18 protein-coding genes are annotated in these 17577 nt (G+C 59.1%); 15 read left to right on the top strand and 3 right to left on the bottom strand.

Annotated features, from left to right (window positions below):
* Positions 1 to 65 precede the first annotated feature (65 nt).
* The 3 genes from WS57_RS35210 to WS57_RS35200 all read right to left on the bottom strand — a co-directional run bounded on the left by WS57_RS35210 (position 66) and on the right by WS57_RS35200 (position 1991).
* Positions 66 to 851, bottom strand: coding sequence for a hypothetical protein (locus tag WS57_RS35210; RefSeq protein WP_059516505.1), 786 nt, complete (start codon positions 849 to 851; stop codon positions 66 to 68).
* 67 nt (positions 852 to 918) lie between these two features.
* On the bottom strand, positions 919 to 1680 hold the full coding sequence (locus WS57_RS35205; RefSeq protein ID WP_155741190.1) for a hypothetical protein: 762 nt from the start codon (positions 1678 to 1680) through the stop codon (positions 919 to 921).
* A complete protein-coding gene (locus WS57_RS35200; RefSeq protein WP_155741191.1) occupies positions 1677 to 1991 on the bottom strand; it encodes a hypothetical protein in 315 nt (104 codons plus the stop codon). Before WS57_RS35200 ends, WS57_RS35205 begins: the two co-directional genes overlap by 4 nt.
* A 366-nt stretch (positions 1992 to 2357) precedes the next feature.
* Here WS57_RS35200 and WS57_RS35195 point away from each other — a divergent pair, with 366 nt between their 5' ends.
* The 15 genes from WS57_RS35195 to WS57_RS35130 all read left to right on the top strand — a co-directional run bounded on the left by WS57_RS35195 (position 2358) and on the right by WS57_RS35130 (position 17554).
* A complete protein-coding gene (locus tag WS57_RS35195) occupies positions 2358 to 2591 on the top strand; it encodes a helix-turn-helix transcriptional regulator (protein ID WP_167361757.1) in 234 nt (77 codons plus the stop codon).
* Between the two features lie 865 nt (positions 2592 to 3456).
* The gene (locus WS57_RS35190; RefSeq protein ID WP_059516513.1) at positions 3457 to 4143 is read left to right on the top strand and encodes a ParA family protein; all 687 of its coding nucleotides are present in this window, start codon (positions 3457 to 3459) and stop codon (positions 4141 to 4143) included.
* 150 nt (positions 4144 to 4293) lie between these two features.
* Positions 4294 to 4581, top strand: a complete 288-nt coding sequence (locus tag WS57_RS37495) for a hypothetical protein (RefSeq protein ID WP_155741192.1) — start codon at positions 4294 to 4296, stop codon at positions 4579 to 4581.
* A 1259-nt stretch (positions 4582 to 5840) separates the two neighbouring features.
* The gene (locus tag WS57_RS35185; RefSeq protein WP_059516515.1) at positions 5841 to 7061 is read left to right on the top strand and encodes a replication initiation protein; all 1221 of its coding nucleotides are present in this window, start codon (positions 5841 to 5843) and stop codon (positions 7059 to 7061) included.
* 660 nt (positions 7062 to 7721) lie between these two features.
* The gene (locus WS57_RS35175; protein ID WP_059516517.1) at positions 7722 to 8084 is read left to right on the top strand and encodes a hypothetical protein; all 363 of its coding nucleotides are present in this window, start codon (positions 7722 to 7724) and stop codon (positions 8082 to 8084) included.
* Positions 8085 to 8258: 174 nt separating this feature from the next.
* Positions 8259 to 8711 carry a PH domain-containing protein gene (locus WS57_RS35170; RefSeq protein WP_059614502.1) on the top strand — a complete coding sequence of 151 codons (453 nt, stop codon included), beginning with the start codon at positions 8259 to 8261 and terminating at the stop codon, positions 8709 to 8711.
* Between the two features lie 358 nt (positions 8712 to 9069).
* Entirely contained in the window at positions 9070 to 9420 is a 351-nt protein-coding gene (locus WS57_RS35165) for a hypothetical protein (RefSeq protein ID WP_059516520.1), read from the top strand.
* A 114-nt stretch (positions 9421 to 9534) separates the two neighbouring features.
* Positions 9535 to 10131 carry a lytic transglycosylase domain-containing protein gene (locus WS57_RS36695; protein WP_081056788.1) on the top strand — a complete coding sequence of 199 codons (597 nt, stop codon included), beginning with the start codon at positions 9535 to 9537 and terminating at the stop codon, positions 10129 to 10131.
* Positions 10128 to 10637 carry a TcpQ domain-containing protein gene (locus tag WS57_RS36690; protein ID WP_059603917.1) on the top strand — a complete coding sequence of 170 codons (510 nt, stop codon included), beginning with the start codon at positions 10128 to 10130 and terminating at the stop codon, positions 10635 to 10637. Before WS57_RS36695 ends, WS57_RS36690 begins: the two co-directional genes overlap by 4 nt.
* The gene (locus WS57_RS37490; protein WP_167361756.1) at positions 10634 to 11119 is read left to right on the top strand and encodes a toxin co-regulated pilus biosynthesis Q family protein; all 486 of its coding nucleotides are present in this window, start codon (positions 10634 to 10636) and stop codon (positions 11117 to 11119) included. Before WS57_RS36690 ends, WS57_RS37490 begins: the two co-directional genes overlap by 4 nt.
* Positions 11119 to 12774, top strand: a complete 1656-nt coding sequence (locus WS57_RS35150; protein ID WP_081056789.1) for a type II secretion system protein GspD — start codon at positions 11119 to 11121, stop codon at positions 12772 to 12774. Before WS57_RS37490 ends, WS57_RS35150 begins: the two co-directional genes overlap by 1 nt.
* An 8-nt stretch (positions 12775 to 12782) precedes the next feature.
* Positions 12783 to 13358, top strand: a complete 576-nt coding sequence (locus tag WS57_RS37485) for a hypothetical protein (RefSeq protein ID WP_155741194.1) — start codon at positions 12783 to 12785, stop codon at positions 13356 to 13358.
* A 1-nt stretch (position 13359) separates the two neighbouring features.
* A complete protein-coding gene (gene pilO2 / locus WS57_RS35140) occupies positions 13360 to 14598 on the top strand; it encodes a type 4b pilus protein PilO2 (RefSeq protein ID WP_059516525.1) in 1239 nt (412 codons plus the stop codon).
* Positions 14595 to 16457, top strand: a complete 1863-nt coding sequence (locus tag WS57_RS35135) for an ATPase, T2SS/T4P/T4SS family (RefSeq protein WP_081056790.1) — start codon at positions 14595 to 14597, stop codon at positions 16455 to 16457. Before pilO2 ends, WS57_RS35135 begins: the two co-directional genes overlap by 4 nt.
* Complete coding sequence (locus WS57_RS35130; protein ID WP_059516529.1) at positions 16454 to 17554, top strand: type II secretion system F family protein; 1101 nt, start codon at positions 16454 to 16456, stop codon at positions 17552 to 17554. The genes WS57_RS35135 and WS57_RS35130 overlap by 4 nt, the downstream gene beginning before the upstream one ends.
* Positions 17555 to 17577: the final 23 nt, after the last annotated feature.

Below are 17577 nucleotides of genomic sequence, written 5' to 3'. Positions count from 1 at the left end.
CACCCTTCCCTCGATCCAATCGCCGCGCCGGACTCGACAACGGCCACGATGGAACCTGCCGCGCCTCAGCTGCCAGCCGGAGCGTCCACCGGATCCAGCGACTTCGCCACTTGCGGGCACTCCCGCTGCAAGCGGGCCTTCAGGTCCGGTATCAGCGTCAGCTTTCCGTGTTCGTCGACGTAGCGGCGCTTGATCCGATCGAACTCGCGCTGCAGTCGATCAAAACTATCAGTCGTCAAGTTGGACATGGGCACCGCGATCGTCTCGCGGATCTTGGCGGCCAGTTCGCCTACTTGCAGTCCGTAAAGGGTGGCGCGTTGGCCTTCGAGCCAACATAGATCGGGGAAGTCGGCCCATTCGTCGTAGGCCTCCCCAACCCATGCACTACTCGCCGCGAGTGCCAACGGAAACTCGCGACACTGTGACTGGATGTCGATCGTTACGGCGGACCAGTGCTCGACCAGCGACGTGTCAAACGTCAATGCGCTCCAAGGACGTGGTTCAGTCGTCGCCTCACCGTGCTGCTCCACAAGCCAGTCAGTGAACCGCGCGTCCCAGGCGTCGAGGTAGCCGACGGCTTGCCGCATGAAATCCTCGAGCATCAGCGCGACTTCGAGCTGGGCGGGCGCACGCTGCTCCGCCTGCTTCGCAGCCTCATGCGCCCGCTGATCGGCGAGCTTCGCCTGCTCGCGCTTCCACGCGAGGTGTTGGGTTACCAGCGACGTCGTCGCGTTGACCGCCGCGCCGATTACGGCGCTCGACGCCACGACCACCCACCAATTCACCGTGGGTGCTTGCGCCACGACTTTTGCGACTTCAGACGCCGCCACTGCTACTTCAGATGCCGCCATACATTTTCCTCAGATCGGTTAGGGCGTCGCCTGCCGGCGATCACACGGCGCGGCCGAAGAAAATTCGTCAACTTTCGGCCTGCCCCATCGCGGCGAGCAGGTAAGGCATCACCGCGGCAAGCTCGCGCGCCATCAGGTGACGGTGAACCAGGCCGGCGCGATACCAGTAGACCTTATCGGGATCGAAATGCGCGCCGAACGAGATCGCTTCGGGTGACTGGAAATTGGTCCGCAGCGATATCGTCATGAGACTGGCGTGGCTCACGCCGCTGTACAGCTTCTGCGCTTCGGTCAACCACCGAATCCAGCCGGCTGGCAGCCGTAAGACCTCCGCGTTCAGCGCCAGTTGCTGGAGCGCCCGCTGCCCCTCGACGAGGCGGTCGTCGCCGGCCATCACCCTTGCCCAATAGCAGCCGCGAACGTCCCCCTGCTTCGGGCGGGCCTGGAGGACCAGCTCCCCGCCGGTCGAGCACAGCACCGCCATCGCGATGCCCTCGATCGCCTGCCGGAACAGATTGCCGGACGCCGCCGCCTTCCCCGCCACCAGCAATTTCACCGACACGATCAGGTCGTCGAGCGCGCCGTGCACGAGGCCGTTCATCAGGTCCGTGCGCGGCGCCGACAGCGTAGTCGCGGCATCGTGTATCGGCTGCCAGCGCGCAAAGCACTCGACGAGTGCCTCGGCCAGGGTGCCGAGCTCCGGCGCGAGCGCGTGCGTAAATGCGTCGCGGACCGCGCGATCGTCGTCGAGCAGCGTCTGCAGGACGCTTTGCGGGTCGCTCATGCCGCCAGCGGGTGACGACATCCGGCGCGACGCATCGGCGCTCACTTCCAGAAATCGTCGGGAGCGGCCTGCGTTGCAGCCAGCGCCGCCTCGTCCGACAGGCCCCGAACAAGCACCTTGCCGGCCTCCATGCGCGTAGCGAGCACGAAGAAGTCCCGCGACTGCGGCTGCCCGTCGACGGTCCGCGTGAGCATCTTGCGCGTGTATTCGACGTAGTGCGAGGGGTCCCTGGCAACCAAGTCGGCGGTGCGATAGGTCAGGCTTGCCGAGACGGCGAAGCCTGGCGCGAATGCGTGCCCGTGCAGCGGGCCGCCGATGCAGAGGCACGGCGTGTCTTGATTTGTGGTGTTGGTCATGCTGATGTTCCCCGTAAAGATGGTTGAGGCTCGTCCGAGGCGAGGCGTAGTGAGCGCTACGAAAACTGTAGCGCCGACCATTGTCCCGGTGCGGCGCCGAATGTCGGTCGCTTCCGTCAGTGCGACGCAGGCGTCCGCCCAGCCTTGCCGGGCGGGGCCGGAACAAGTATAGGGGAAAAGGCGGCCGATCTAACAGCCAAAAGTGCACCATCTGATAAGAGTAGTTATCAGATATGCAATTTTCGCCCTTCTCTAGAGCGAAAGCGCCCTCCATACCAAGGAAGAGGCATAAGATCTAACGAAACGCGGCCAAGCCGCGCGCCATTTCGGTACATATCGCTCGCACCCCAACCAATGGAGGCACTCTTGACCAGACATCTGCAGCATCACGGCTCCCGGCACAGCGCGGATCTGACCGCCGAGGAAGTTGCCTGCCTGAAGGGCCGAAAGGAAGGCAAAAGCGATTGGGAAATGGCCCGCATCCTTCAATGCAGCGAGGCGTCAGTCGCATATCACATCGAGAGCGCACGTAAGAAGGTAGGTGCTAAAACAGACGAAGAGGCGGTCGAATTCGGAGTCCGCCACCGTCTGATTACGTAATTTTGGCGCCATAGGTGGGCCGGGAACACCGCTGTCCGGGCGTTAAGCCCCCCCCCTGCCCCGGCACTATCGACTTTCTGCGGCCTCATGGTTATGCGGCGCACAGTCGCAGTTGCCCGTGGCCTTGCCGGCAGGATCCGTGATCGCAAGTGCTGTCAGTCACGAGAACGTCGCGATGGCACGCATTAATCCTGGGACAATATGGTATCAGATAGCTATCCGATACCATCTCCAATCATATCAATCTCGTTTTTCTCGAGAGCGCTACGGCTCGCCGCTGGTTAGGCCGGATCACCATTACCTGAAAAAGGATCGGTGCCCTCTCCAGCAAACAAAGGTCCGCTCCTCTCAATAGATATCGGATAGCTATCGGATAGCTATCCGATATCAAAACTTGATCACCGAGTCGTGCGTGACTGCCGTGGTACCCGCGTAGTAACGCAATAGTCACGCATCCGTGACTCCGTCCGGGGGGCGGCTTGCGGTAGTGGATTCGAGGGAGTAGCAGGTACGGCTCGCCGACGGATAGACGCGTTACTTCCTCCTGACTGGTATCGGATAGCTATCTGTTTGACCGTTGAGCAGTGCCATACTGGATAGCTGGTAGCTATCGGATACCTGACCCCTGAGGCAAGATTCATCAGGTAGCTATCGGATATCTGCTGGCTATCCGATAGCTACCTGATATCATCCGGCAATGTGCGATCCGATCCCGGATATCGACAAGCTATCGGATAGCTATCCGCTATCTGCTGCCGTCCACCCGGGCGCATGGTATCGGATAGCTATCCGATACCAGAACGGTCGCCATTTAATTCTTGATATCGGATAGCTATCCGATATCAATTTACAAGGAGGTGTACAGATGCCTGTTATCGTGATCGTTAGCCCGAAAGGGGGGGTTGGTAAAACGACCTCTGCCTTGGTTCTTGCAGACCAGCTAGCTCGCCAAACTCAGGTAACCGTCATTGATGCTGATCCGAATAAGCCCGTCGCGATGTGGGCGGCCGGCGGAGCTAAACCGGACAACCTGCGCGTAGTGTCCGACGCGGACGAAGAGAACATCATCGACAAGATCGAAGAGGCAGCCGCGCAGACCCCATTCGTGATCGTCGATCTTGAAGGTACCGCCGCAAAGATTGTCATCCTTGCCGTCAGCCAGGCGGATCTGATTGTCATCCCAATGCAGGGGTCGCAACTCGACGCGTCTCAAGCATCGCGTGCGCTGAAAGTAGTCCAGCAGCAGGAAAAGATGTCGCGTCGGAAGGTGCCCTATGGTGTTCTCTTGACGCGCACCAGTCCGATCATCAGGACAAAAACGATGAAGCACCTCACTGCCTCGTTCGAATCGGCCGGCATCAACCTCTTCACGACCGAATTGAACGAACGCGAGGCATATAAAGCAATGTTCTCGTTCGCCGTTCCCCTTGGCGACCTGGATCCGAAAGAAGTGTCCAACCTGGACAAAGCCATCACCAACGCCGAAGAGTTCGCGAGCGAAGTTATCGCGAAACTGCGTGAAGGCATGGCGCAATCGCAACAGGTGGCATAAATGGACCGCAAAAGCCCATTTGACCTCGCAGGCTTCGAACCGCGCCAGCCCAGCCGACAAGACAAGCGACCGACCCGCGACGAACTCGACCGAATTGCAGCTGAGACCGGCTTCCCGAGTAGGGCCCCAGCCGCCGAAACGAGAAGTGGCATGAACTCGGCGCAGGCTGAGCCAGCGACAACCTCACCTTCGGCGCGAACCGCACCCGCTGTACAGCGTCCGGCTGGTCACGACTCCGCAACTCCTCCTGTAAGCCACGTTGTGGACAATCGCCGGAGGACCGGGCGGAATATTCAAAAGAACTTCAAGCTTACTGCCCAGAACATCGTTGACCTGGAATTCGAGGCAGCCGCAGCGAAAATTACCTTCGGCGAGGTCGTCGAGCGCGGAATCGCCGCAATTCGGAAACTTCGAGAGATGGGCGTCACCGACTATTGAGGGTATCGGATAGCTATCCGATAGCTATCCGATGGATAGCTTGTCAGGTTGCGTTGCCTGTACTCGAGAGATCGGTTGAAGTTTTTCTATCTCTATGTCGGGCAAGCCCCGTAGGGGCGCGCAGGCCCGAAGGGCAGCGCCGCGGGGAGGCGGTGGGCAACTTGGGTACCCCGGGTGCGAAGCATCCGGGGCTGTGCACAACCTTGCGTTGTGTACAGCCAAGTTGTCCACGGCCGGGCGCGAGATCTGCGAATGCGGTGGGTTACGTGGTGTTGTTTTTTAAAAAACAACAACCTTTTAAAACCTTTGGCACCCTGAGTCGCCCGCCGTACGGGCTTCTCCGGGCAGTTGGGTCAGGGTTTATGGGTTGGAAGGTCAGGCTCTATGGGGCCAAATCGGCTCGAAAGGTCGGCGTATGTGGGGAAGGTCATGGTTCATGGGGCGGAGGCTAATGATGAAGAAGCGTCCGTAACCCATTGAATTATTAGGGCTTGTTTGCGGTGTTCGAGACAGGTCAGGGTTTGTGGGGCGAATGGTCGGAGTTTACGGGGAGGGCGTTTGAAACCTGCTTCCGAACTCCGAATTCCGGCGAAACGTCATGGTTTGTGGGGCGCCAGATCGACCGAAAGTGTGGACTTACATTAGTCTAATTCCTTGAAAATAAAAGAAAAAATGAATGGTCGGGATTTGTGGGGGCGAAATCCGGTCGGAAAAGACCCGTTCAGTGGGGCCGTCCGGCTCGCCAAAGGTCGGCGTTTATGGGGCGAGGTTCATCCAAAGGGGCAGCTGAGGGTGCTGCGAGACCGGACGTCACAAGCAGCGTCGGGAAAAGTCATGGTTTATGGGGTTGTGGACGGGCCCGAGCCGAGCACCGGTCGAATCTGGCGGGCGCAATGCTGACGAGGCGTATTAGGTCATGGTTTGTGGGGAAGTGACAAGTCGCGGTTTGTGGGGGCGCGGTGATAGGTCATGGTTTGTGGGGCCCGGCGATAGGTCATGGTTCATGGGGCAGCGCGGATAGGTCGTGATTTATGGGGGGAGAGAAGGCCGGCGTCGAGGGGCGCGCCCATAGGTCGGGGTTTATGGGGCAACGCTCGCAGTGATTCGGATGACAAGTACCGTCCGCCCGAAGGTCATGGTTTGTGGGGCGTTCCAAGGTAAGGTCATGGTTTGTGGGGACCGCTCTAAAAGGTCATGTCGTTTGACTTGAAGACATTACCTTTCGCGTCTAGAATGGATCGCATTACGCGAGGGGAAAAATGGGATCGCCGAAGGCAAGTTCGACAAATGGCTCGACCGCAATATCAACTGAACTGCGCAAACACGTGGCCACAGTGCATGTGGGAGGTGACCTCGGGCTCCTCGATCGGAAGCTGGTAAATGTCTTGGCGCTCAACGCATACGACGAGCTGCTCACCAAGAAGACACATTCCATTCCGGTGCGAATCATGAGCGAGATGCTGGGATTCGACAGCAAGAATACGGACGCCTTGAAGAAGGCGCTAAAGAAAATCACGACGACACCGATCGAGTTTGACTTGTTGCATGCGAGTGGTGAGAGTGATTGGGACGTGTCTACCTTGCTTAGCCACGCCGGTATCAAGAATGGTGTTTGCACCTATGAGTACAGCAATTGGTTGGCAAACAAGCTTGCCAACCCGGACATCTACTTGCTGATCAACATCAACGTGCAAAAGCAGTTCAATGGCGCTTATGCCCTTGCGCTTTATGAGAATTGTTTGCGGTTTAAGCGGACTGGGTCCACCGGTTGGATTTCGGTGGAAGTTTGGCGCAAGCTGCTCGGAGCGGAAGCGAGCACCTACGACGAGTTCAAACACTTCAACGGAGAGGTCATAAAGAAGGCGGTCAAGGAAGTCAATACGGTATCGAATATCATCGTGAGTCCTGAATATAGACGTGCAAACCGTCGGGTGACGGACATTCGGTTCTTGATCGAGGAAAACCCACAAGCGTCCGTGTACGACGGAAATGATGATTCGGAACACGCTGCGATTCGCTCGTCGGAGACCTACCGTCGACTTCGAGATCTCGGCATAGCAGATCGCCTCGCGACCTTGTGGATTCAGCAGGAGCCGGATCGCGCTGCGAAGGCGGTCGATTACGTTGAGGATAAGCGCCGGCGGAATCAGATAAAAGGAAACGTCGGCGGCTACCTCCGAACCGTCTTCGAGGGGGGGAGTAGTTTGGAGGTCGACGTGGTACCTGCGGTCGGAAGAGCTCCGCGATCCGCCGTCTCCGATGCGGCGAGTGCGAGTGCTGCGGAGGAGCGGGCCGCGGCGATTTCCGCTGCGATCAAAGCGCTTTCAACGGAGCAGCGGCGTGACTATGTAACGCAGTTCATTGCGGACGGTGGAAAAGCAACGTCATACTCGGAATCGAATGCCACCTTCCGGAATCCGCTCGAGCGAACGGCGTATACGGCTTGGTTACGTGCGAAGATCGGCGCGACTTTGGGCTGAAGGCCGTATTCGTTAGACAATCGAAGTCGACCGGTTGCTATAGGTCACCTTCAGGGTGAACATCGGTCACGGGTGACGGACGAGCTAGCCGTCGGACTCGCCGGGTTCGATACCGTGTTGCTGCCGGTGCCATTCGAGGATTTCTCGAACGTACGCACGGCCCATGGCTGGGAGCGCCCGGAAATCCGAGGATTCTGATGGGAGTAGCCATTTATCGAGAGTGCGGATGGGAACGCTGATACGCGCGGCAAACTCTGCGCGCGTCATGCCGAGCACCTCCATTGCGTGGCGGAGCTCTTCTTGTTGCGATACGTCGACTGACTGCTTCTTTCTCGTGGCCATGTGTTGGCTGAGTGGCCTGGATACCAGGACAAGTTGATATTTCAACTGGCGTACCCCGAGCCATCGCGCAGTGGTGCTCGATGCGTTTGTGAAGATCTCCGGAGCACGCCGCGTTCCCTTCCACTTGTTATATCCCCTGTGGGGATATAACATGATGGGGTGGCGATAGTGTATCTGAACAGTTTAGCAGCGGATAGCTAGCGCTCTCCCGCAACGCATACGACTAAGGTTAACCAGTGAAAACTTACCGGCATCTCGTCGCGCTTCGCCTGCGTCCGGCCGCCGCGGTCGCGTTCGTCATCACTCCGGTCGGCTGACATGAAATCAATCAGTCTCGAGAAGATCCTTGTCGCGAAGCGGCATGCGATGGGTCTGTACTTCAATGTCATCTGTCCGTTCGACGACGACGATGGCTACGATCGCTTCCTATCCTTCAGCTCGAGCGAGGAAATGGTGGCCAGCGAAGAGTGGGGGGAAATCGCGCTCCAGGAAGCTTCGACATCGTTCTCGCTTGAGCAACTGCAGAAGCTGGTCCGAAGTGAAGCAATTCGCACGTTGTGCGTGTTCCTGGATATCACCCCGGATGTCGCGGCGACAGCCTTGGCACGGACGAAGACGCTGGGGCCGGGCGCGAGGGGCGTTTATACGCGCTGCAGATACGACGGCGTAATTTTCGAATAACGGATGAGGAGAGGGTATATGCGACGATCGGCTCAGAGGGAAAGAATGGCCGCGCCTGCGCGGCCGCAGGATCCAATGGTGCGCTCGGCTCGGTCAGAACGGGCGGAAGAGCGGCCTGCACATACGTACAGGGAATCCGACGCCCAGCTAGTCCTGCGCCCCGCTACTCCGCAGATGGTGCCCACTATCGGTCGTTTGTTGCTAGAGATCGCGGCGCTCGTGTTCGTTGTCCGATATGCCTTCCAACATCACTGGAATTTTCCCTGGTGGTTGCCGCTTGCCGTTGCGGCGATCCTATTCGCTCGCGCAGGATGGGTGTGGTTGGGCATGAAGACCGATAGCGCGGTAGTCGACCAGGCCCGGATCACGTTCCACCGAGGTGTGTTGAACCGTGCGTCCGCCAGTGTGGAATTCGCGAGAATCCAGAACGTGCTCTCGTATCAGGCTTGGTGGCAACGCCCGTTTGGAATTGGCACGGTGCTGATTCAAACGACGGACAGGGCAGCGAAGAGTTGGACGATCGCGGGCGTTTCACGCCCGCACGAAATGCGTGAGCGTATCCTCCGCGCATCGCTCGCCCGTCGCCACTTTCATGGGACGTCCGAGGCGCTCATCGGCGCGCTTTGAAAGAATTTTTAAAGTTTTTCTTCACCCCGTCGTAATAAGTAAAAAGACGTGGTCACGAGCGGTCGCCCGTCCGGAGACCGCTCAATCTCGATCCTTCCGCCTTTTGCTGGTCCTTCCGCTCCACGCAGGCCACAGAACGGCGCGCGCTGCAGCGCCCGTTCACCACCTCGCCAAATTGTAACAATTTCACAATTGTCCCCAATGGGGATATATAATGGCGTCGCCTTAGCAAAGCAGTCCTTCGCGATTCGGGGCAGAGATCTGCGATTCGAGTCATTCGCGTTGACGATTGATGTCATTCGTCGTATCGTTTGATGCGATTCATGACCACGAATCGTATCAAACGTGAAAAAAACCGATGAAGCGTGGAAGGCTGCCGACCGACGTGGCATTACTCGTCCTTTCTTTGATTTCGAGGAAAGGGTCAGATATGCCCGCGGTAACGAGAAAGGAGCTGCTGCAGCTGGGGCAGGTTTTCGCGAGCTACGAAAAGTCCCCATTGGTGGTGTCGTTGAAAGAGGTATCGATCGACGGAAATCGCTGGTGGCGAATGGTCGTGACTTTGCCGGATGGTAAGGAGTTTGACGTTCAGACCGCGCTGGCAAAAACGAAGCTTTTTCGCAGGGCGGATATCGCTCTGGACTTCGTGAAAGACACGCTGCCCGGTGTGACGGACGTCCGGTTCGAGTTTTTGAAGCAGGAAAAGTAATGTAATGGAAGTGAAAGCCTGAACAGGTGTTGGCGCACCTGGGAGGGAAGTGGCCGCATCAGGTGTTGGCGCACCCGATACGGCCTGACCAGTGTGAAATTTGCGAGCTCACCCATGGCTGCCCGTATTCTACGGCAACAATGGCGCCGCGGCGCGTCCTTACGCGTCGTGGTCGCGTCCGTATTGTTACAAGTTGTACCGGCGCACGCTGATTGTCTTGATGACGCGGCGGCGTACCATCGCGTCAATCCACTGTTGCTTCGGTCCATTGCCGCCGTCGAGTCCGGATTCAATCCGACGGCGGTGAACGTCAACAGCAACGGCTCGACCGATCTGGGTTTGATGCAAATCAATACCTGGTGGTTGCCGAAACTCGCACCTTACGGAATTACGCGACTCGACTTACTCGATGCGTGCAAATCCGCCTACATCGGCGCGTGGATTCTCTCTCAAAACATCGCGAAGCTCGGTCTGACGTGGACGGCCGTAGGCGCATATAACGCTGTCACACCCGCCAAGCGGATGCGCTACGCGCGTCGCGTCTACGACAAGCTCAACCAGCTTTCTCAAGGCACTGCCAGCCCTGGCCGTGTCCCGCCTGAAAAACGCCAAACTCGTGCCCGGATTCAGGCGGCTTCGCCGCGCGCGTGTTCTTCGCGCGCGGCTTTTTCTTATCCCGAGTGCAACCAGCAAAGTGAGGTGACGCAATGACTGGACGTGCAATGGTCGGGCGCGCGGTCCTGCTTTCGCTGTCGACGCTCACTCTGAGCGCATGCGGTGCGCCCGCCTATCACGCTATCGGGCTTCAAGACGCATCGATCCCCGCGACTGAGGTGGTCATGGTCGACGACGCGTATTTCAAGCCTCTGCGAGGAAAGCGTAGAGCTGCAGTACCGCTTGATCCTGCGCCTCCTATGGACGTCCAGGCGCCCGGCACGAAGCAGGGGTTCGAGCTCAACGCTGCGGATGGGACGCTCGCCGTTGCGTTGAAACGATGGGTCGAGGCCGAGGGAGGAACCCTTCGATGGGAGAGCCCGATCGAAGTGCCGGTCACGGCCGACAGCCATGTGCCGGGCACCTTGTCGGAAGCAATGTCTACCGTGCTCCACGCAATGACCGACGCAGGATATCCACTGACCGTTGCAGAGGTTCCCGGGCGAAAAACATGGATCGTCCTGGATGCACCGCGGGCCGAGCCGAAGAAGGAGACCAAATGAGCGCAGCCAGAAAACGCGTCGCGGTTTTTATCGCGGTCCTTACCTGCTCGTCAGCCATTGCCGCTGTGGAAACACAGGCTGCTGGCGCGACCGGCGTTGTCCACATCGCGCCATATAAGCCGGCCGCGGCCGAGAGCGGGCTGACGTTGGCGCCGCACGGTGCTCCGAGCCAGACATCGACGCCGGCGGTGGGAGCGCCTATCGCTGCGGCCATGCCGGAGAAAAGCATCGAGGCGTTTGCGCTCGTTGCCGGCAAACCGATCCAGTCGCAGTTGCAGTCGTGGGCAGCGCGAGCCGGATGGACGGTTGTATGGGACGTACAGCAGGACTGGATCGTGCCAAACGCGGCGACCTTCGTCGGGGACTTTGTCTCCGCCGCCCAACAGGTAATCGAGGCTCTTGCCTCGAACGGTGCAGACATTCGTGCGGACTTATACACCGGAAACAGATCGATGGTGGTTCATCAAGCGGGGAACGAATAATGGGCGCAACTACCTCTTTCACGCGCGTGACGATTGCTGCGACGGTAGTCTCAACGGCCCTCTCCGGTTGCGGTGTTCAGCAGATCACTCGCTCGCAGGAATCGATCGCGAACGACGCTAAGTCTCAGGTGGCATCGAAGCCGGAATCACGGTCGGTCGTGAAGGTTCACGGCTCATCGTGGTTGATGGGCGAAGAGATCCGAGCCAGCAAGCCGCAGCCGGCGATCTATGAAAGCGAGGTCGTATTCAACCGCACGGTCCGGTCCCTACAGGACGTTGCAGACTGGATTAGCAGCCGAGTCGGGGTGCGGGCGGTTGTCGACCCGTCAGCTTTGAACATGGCGCCTATGCCGGCAGCGGCAGCCGGCACTGCGAGTACCGCAGCCACTGGCGTCCTGCCACCGCTTCCGCCCGGCATGCCGGTAGGAGTTCAAAATATTGCGCAGCCGGGAGGGGCGGTGGCGGCCGTATCTCTGGAAAGTGGACGCGACTTTCGTTACTCGGGGCCGTTGAAAGGGCTGTTAGACCGCGTCGCGACGGCATTTGGGGTGTGGTTCAACTATCGCGACGGAATTGTGACGTTCTATCGCACCGAGACTCGGACCTTCGACGTTTCGAGCGTAAACGAAGGCGCGACGATGAACGGATCGATCACGACGCAGGATACGTCGGGTGTCGGTGGGTCTAGCCCTATGGCGACGCCGTCGACAAGCGCGGGAGCGTCAAATAGCGGGCAAACGATGACGCTGACCGCCTCCGTAAAGCCGTGGGACACCATCGAAGCAACCGCCAAAGCGATCGCAGGTCCGGGAGCTGACGTGCGCGCCGACCGTGAGCTCGGTGTGGTCACGGTTACCGGCACCCCTCCGCAATGCGATCGCCTTGAGCGCTGGATTAAGGATCTCAATGCTCGCTTTGCGAAGCAGATCGCAATCGATGTCCACGTGTACGAGGTCCACCTGGCGAGCAACGAGAACTACGGAGCTAATCTCGCGCTGGCTTACAAGAGCGGTAGCGGACACACGGGCATAACCTTTGCCGGTGCTTCGGTGCCGAAGGTCTCCGGCGCCGCGTCAGCAATGTCGCTGGGTGCGACGATCCTGAGCGGTCCGCTTGCGGGTTCAAGCGCGGCGATACAGGCGCTTTCGTCTCTTGGAAATGTTTCCCAAGTCGTGCAAAGGTCCGGCGTAACTCTGAACGGCAAGACGTTGAACTTACAGGCGTCAACGAATCAAGACTACGTAAATCAAACTCAAAGCACGCTTGCCGCGAACGTGGGGGCGACAAGCGGCATTCAAACTGCGACCGTGACACCTGGCTTCACGGGCGCGTTCTTGCCCAGCTTCAAGGATGGCCGCATCTACGTTGTATTCGACATGACGATGTCGAATCTCACCGCACTCGAACCATATCCGCCGAACGCGAAGTCGGATCAGGCAGGCGTTCAACTGCGAACGCTCCAACAATCTCGATTCCAGCAATCGATTTCGCTGAAACCGGGAGACTCGCTTGTGATTACCGGAATGTATCAGCAGACCGCCAGCGTCAACAAGAATGGAGTCGGCTCTCCGTCGTTCCCATTACTTGGGGGAGGTGTGGACGCGCAGAAGAAAGACACGATTCTCGCAATCGTGATCTCGGCTCGACTCCTGTGAGGCCAACAATGAGAAACGTTCGAACCTTTGCCGGATATGTCTTCGCGCTCGCCGTGGTCCAACACGCTCACGCCGCGTCGGCATCTACAGTCGCCGGAAGCGCCGTTGCCGCCTCGGCAATGGCACCGACGAGTGCGTCAGTAGCGCCGGTCGGAAAAGATGAGCCGCCGCTGGACGGAGCTGTCTCGGATGGCGCCCGGCTGGCGTTGATGCAAAAGCGGATCCCTATGCTCGAAGCGGAAAAACGCATCGCCGAGCTGGAGAAAGCGATCCGCGAAGCAAACGGTTCGGCAAGTCCCCCCGTTAGCGCACTTGGCCTGCCACCCGGGATCGGCGGCCCTTCGCACCACGCCCAGGTACCAGCGTTGCCTCCCCTCGAACCCGGCGCAGGCTTCGTCGAGGTGAAAGGCATCGACTCCTACAACGGCAAATTCAGTGCCACGCTTGCCTCCGGCGGCCGAGTCGACGACGTGCACGTCGGCGATACCTTCGCTGGCTGGCGTGTCGCACGAATCGGTAGTGCGGACGTCACCCTTACACGGAAGCGAGCCGGTCGGACCGAAACGCGTGTGGTGAGGTACTAAAGTGCTCGAGTCAATTTCGCTTCCGGATGTCCGAAAGCCCTTCGTCGTCGGTTTGATCTGGCGGTACGAGGAGCGTCTACCCTCGCAGGGTACGCTCCGTCGACTGGCAGCCACCGACGGGGCTTGGGGAATCGTGCGCAAAAGTGTGCACGGCGTCGTCCAGGTCGGTCAGGGAGAACCCATTCCCGGCCGCAAGGCCACAGAATTCCGCTCGCTCGCGGCGACCATCGCCGATGCGCATCCGCAACCATGGGTTGGACGCTACGCGTTGGAGAACGGTCGCGAGTGGTTGATAGCAGTTCATGACGAACACGGAATCCTGCCCGATGGCGATCGAGTCGGTACGCCTGAAGAGATCGACCAGGTAATCGAGGGCTTCGGATCGGAAAGCGAGTGGAACCAGGTAACGGGGGGGATCGACGATCTCGTTGATCTAGTCCGCGCAGCACGGAAGACTCCTCCATTGCAGGATCTCACTGCTAGCGTGTGGCGCCGGTGGGCAATTCCCGCGGCGGGCGTATCCGTCGTCGCTCTCGCGGGCGGCATTGGCCTATTCCTCCATGCCCGGCAAGCGGAGCTCGCCGAGCAGGAGCGAATCGCTAGCATTCGAGCGCTCCAGCAGCGGCAGGCTGCTGCCGCAAAGGCTGCGCGAATGGCATTGCCGTGGGCGACGGAGTCCAGCTCGAATTCGGTGATCGCGGCGTGTGGCCGGAAATGGGAGACGCAGGACTTCGAGCGAGATGGCTGGGTTGTCTCAACTTGGGGATGTGTTTCGAACAGAGGACGCGTCAACGTAACCGTCGGCTGGAATAGGGCAGGCGGCCTTGCCGCGGATGCGCCTGGAGTGCTCGACGCAGGAGGCGATCGATCAACCGAGGTGCTAGACGATTTCGCGTTGCCACCAACGGTTGCGGGGACGGCGCTGACTCAATCGGACGCTCGCCGGGCAATCTGGACATTCGCACAAAAGAACAGTCTGAAGCTGACGTTGACCGGGGGTGAACAGCCGAAGCTTCCCGGTGCACCTGCGCTGGATACCTCCGCGCCGATGTGGGGGGTCACAAACGTAACCCTCGAAACCTACGCTCCGCCGTGGCTGCTCGGCGCCGACTTCGACGAAGTGCCGGCAATGCGGGTAAATGGAACATCGTTCGATTTTCAGACGCAGCAGTGGCGAGTCGAAGCGACGATGTACAGCTCCTCCGAAACCGCCTCACCGATTTCAAAGGCGGGCGTATGAAAGTCAACGCTATCGAATCCGCAGCTGCGGCCGGGGTGGCAATTCCCAATCGCGACACGGTGGCAAGCAAAAGCGAACTGCGCGCGCAAGGGGCACGGCGCGGTGTTCTCCAATATGGAAGTGTCGGAGAAGACAACCTGAGCCACACGATCCGATTCCCGGAACCACCAACGCCTATTCGTGCGCAGGTACTGTACTCCCAGCATATGGGCAAGGCATTCGGAGAGGCGGCAGTTGCTCTCGGCTTTATGCCGTCGAAGCAGATGATTCATGCGGAAGCGCGTGCAGCTGAAAACAGCCGCGATGTGGGCCAGGAACTCCTGCAGTCGGGCCGCTTGACGCCGGAGCAAGTGCGAGATGTGCACCGAGCGATCTCGCGCGATCTGCACGTCGACCAGCGACTCAAGTTCAATCCCGCGCTTTTGACGTGGATTCGCGACCTGAAGCGAGAGGGAATCGACCCACACGTGGAATACGTCTCCGCGGAGCGGCTCGCTGCGCTACGCGACGCGAATGGCGCCGAAGCGGTTGGGTCCGTCGCGAGTGATCAAAGAACGCTGCAACGAACGCGTCAACTCTTTGCGTCGCTCGCAGCCATGGGTATCAACGATCTCGCGATCACTATCCGCAAGCAGCACACGGAGATCCAAGTTCGCTATCGCGGCGACATTATGGACGTCGTCGATTCGCACCTCAGTATGGATCGCGCCAACGGTGAGGAGATGATTCGTTGTATCTGTACGGGATTGTCGACCTCGTTTGATTCGTACTATAAGCCGACCGAATTCCAGAGCGGGCAGATAGACGGCGCGGTGTTCGGCGACGTCGGTTTGGACAGCGTACGATTCATCCGCGGCCCCGCTTGGCCAGACGGCGTTGGCGGCTTCCTCCGTGCGCGCATTCAATACTCCGAGCATGAGTCGACACGGCGAACACGCAGAACGGAAGCGCGTCCCCTGAAGCTGCGAGTGCCTGCCAAACCCGAGGGTGAGCCGCAGTTTGCAAATATGGGGTTTACAGCGCGCCAGATCAGGTTGATCGAAGAGATCCTCTGGAAGCCGATGGGGATTTTTCTGGTTCTCGGACCGACGAACAGCGGAAAAACGACAACGATTCATGAGCTCTTGAAGCATCAGAAGCGTCTCTTTCCGGCAACGAGTCATATAGCGATAGAGAACCCGACTGAGCTGCCGATGCCGTGGGCATTGCAGCTGACGACCGACGATTTTGTGGAGTATGTCGCGCATGCGCTCCGAATGGACCCCGACACGATTGTGGTCGGAGAGATTCGCCGCGCCCTTGAGGCGCTTGCTGCAATGCACGCGGGACGAACCGGGCACTTTGTAGTTTCGACATTGCACGAAAACGATCCATTCGGGCTGATAGACCGACTGGAGGGCCTCGACATCGAAGAGCTGCCGCGGCGAGTAACTTGCGCACCGGGCTTACTCGCAGGATTTATGGGGCAGCGTGTTGTGCCGATCCTTTGCCCGTCGTGTCGACGGGCGCTCGATCTGGATCGTGACTTGCCTCCCCATATCGCGAAGGCACTGCCGAGCTGGGGCGATACGTCCAAGATGAATGTCCGTGGCGCAGGCTGCGACGAGTGCGATGGGAGCGGCGTGATCGATCGAAGGGCGGTTGCGGAGATTGTGGTGGCCACACCTGAGCTGCTCGATGATCTTCGCGATCATGGGTCTGCAGTTGCCGCGAGGAAGCATCGCGCTCGGCCGGGCTCGGATCTTTCGATGCTCGAGAACGCAATGAACCTCGTCATCGGCGGGATCGTCGATCCCGTAGATGTACATAGGAATGTCGCGGAAATCGTCGAGAAGGCAACCACACGGGTGGCAGGATGAAGAGAGCAAAGCTGTCGTGGCGTCATCGGCGAAAAATCTACGACATCGCAGAGGGGCTGCTCGGTGACGGTGAGAAAGGGAAAAAAGGCGAGAAGAAGCTCGTTGATATTCTCAAAGACTATCAGACTAGCCTGCTGCAGCGCGACGCAGGCAGCTGGGTTACGCGTGCGCTGCGGCCCAACCGAAAGGCGGCTGCCGCTGTCGGCCAAATCGAGAAAGCCGTGCGTGGGGGGCGATCGCTAACAGTTGCGACGGGAGCATCGCTCGGCCCTATGGAACGCACGATCATCGGGTCAGGGGAGCGATCCGGCACGCTGCCGAGCGCGATGCGCATGGTGCTCGAGCTCGAAGACATGTTGGCCGATATTCGCTGGCAGTTCGCCTCGAGCATGTCGCAACCGGTCGTGTACGCGCTAGCCGTCTATGGATTCTTGTTAGTTCTCGGTGGATTTGTCGTTCCGCAATACGCGACCTTCTATCCGGCTGAGAAATGGACCGGCTGGGCCGCCGTAATGCTCGGGCTCTCCAAGGTCGCCACCGGGTGGGTGCCGCTGGTGGTGAGCGCGCTGTTCGTCGGCTCGATTGCGGGAATCGCCTGGGCGCTTCCGCGCTGGACGGGCAAGGGACGGACCTTCGCCGACAAGTACGTCTTTCCGTTCAGCTCTTACCGCTATGTCAGTGGGACGGCGTGGCTTTTGACGTTCTCCGTCTTACTGAAGTCTGGCGTCATCGACAAGAACGCTTTGGCAGAGCAGATGCAGTTTGGTTCGCCGTGGTTGGCGTCTCGCTTAAAACCAATTCGTGACGGAATTGTCGGCGGGAAGTCACTCGCAAACGCAATGCTAGAAGCGAAGACCGACTTTCCTTCGTACGACTTGATCGAGGCGATCAAGGCGCGGGAAGAATCGGACGAGTTCGCTGAAAAAATGGAAGTCGTATCAGGAAAGGAAATGGTGCGAATGAAGCGCCGTTTTGTGTTGACGAGTGTGATGTGGGGTGCAGTGCTCTTTGTAGTCCTTATAGGTGTTGTGTTCATCCTTCAGCTTGGGGTGAACGACCTTACTGCCGACAGTTCGACAGCTGTTGGGTCTTTTTAAGCGTGTTCAAACGAAAAGGGATA

It is taken from the genome of Burkholderia pseudomultivorans, from assembly GCF_001718415.1.
GTDB lineage: Bacteria > Pseudomonadota > Gammaproteobacteria > Burkholderiales > Burkholderiaceae > Burkholderia > Burkholderia pseudomultivorans_A.
This window is presented reverse-complemented; position numbering and strand designations above follow the sequence as displayed.

Bases quoted from the DNA above. Each gene is read 5' to 3' on its own strand.
- WS57_RS35175 (WP_059516517.1), top strand. From the start codon at position 7,722: ATGAAATCAATCAGTCTCGAGAAGATCCTTGTCGCGAAGCGGCATGCG.
- WS57_RS35150 (WP_081056789.1), top strand. From the start codon at position 11,119: ATGGGCGCAACTACCTCTTTCACGCGCGTGACGATTGCTGCGACGGTA.
- WS57_RS36690 (WP_059603917.1), top strand. From the start codon at position 10,128: ATGACTGGACGTGCAATGGTCGGGCGCGCGGTCCTGCTTTCGCTGTCG.
- WS57_RS37485 (WP_155741194.1), top strand. From the start codon at position 12,783: ATGAGAAACGTTCGAACCTTTGCCGGATATGTCTTCGCGCTCGCCGTG.
- WS57_RS35185 (WP_059516515.1), top strand. From the start codon at position 5,841: ATGGGATCGCCGAAGGCAAGTTCGACAAATGGCTCGACCGCAATATCA.
- WS57_RS36695 (WP_081056788.1), top strand. From the start codon at position 9,535: ATGGCTGCCCGTATTCTACGGCAACAATGGCGCCGCGGCGCGTCCTTA.
- WS57_RS37495 (WP_155741192.1), top strand. From the start codon at position 4,294: ATGAACTCGGCGCAGGCTGAGCCAGCGACAACCTCACCTTCGGCGCGA.
- WS57_RS35190 (WP_059516513.1), top strand. From the start codon at position 3,457: ATGCCTGTTATCGTGATCGTTAGCCCGAAAGGGGGGGTTGGTAAAACG.
- WS57_RS35200 (WP_155741191.1), bottom strand. From the start codon at position 1,991: ATGACCAACACCACAAATCAAGACACGCCGTGCCTCTGCATCGGCGGC.
- WS57_RS37490 (WP_167361756.1), top strand. From the start codon at position 10,634: ATGAGCGCAGCCAGAAAACGCGTCGCGGTTTTTATCGCGGTCCTTACC.
- WS57_RS35170 (WP_059614502.1), top strand. From the start codon at position 8,259: ATGGTGCCCACTATCGGTCGTTTGTTGCTAGAGATCGCGGCGCTCGTG.
- WS57_RS35165 (WP_059516520.1), top strand. From the start codon at position 9,070: ATGAAGCGTGGAAGGCTGCCGACCGACGTGGCATTACTCGTCCTTTCT.
- WS57_RS35130 (WP_059516529.1), top strand. From the start codon at position 16,454: ATGAAGAGAGCAAAGCTGTCGTGGCGTCATCGGCGAAAAATCTACGAC.
- WS57_RS35210 (WP_059516505.1), bottom strand. From the start codon at position 851: ATGGCGGCATCTGAAGTAGCAGTGGCGGCGTCTGAAGTCGCAAAAGTC.
- WS57_RS35135 (WP_081056790.1), top strand. From the start codon at position 14,595: ATGAAAGTCAACGCTATCGAATCCGCAGCTGCGGCCGGGGTGGCAATT.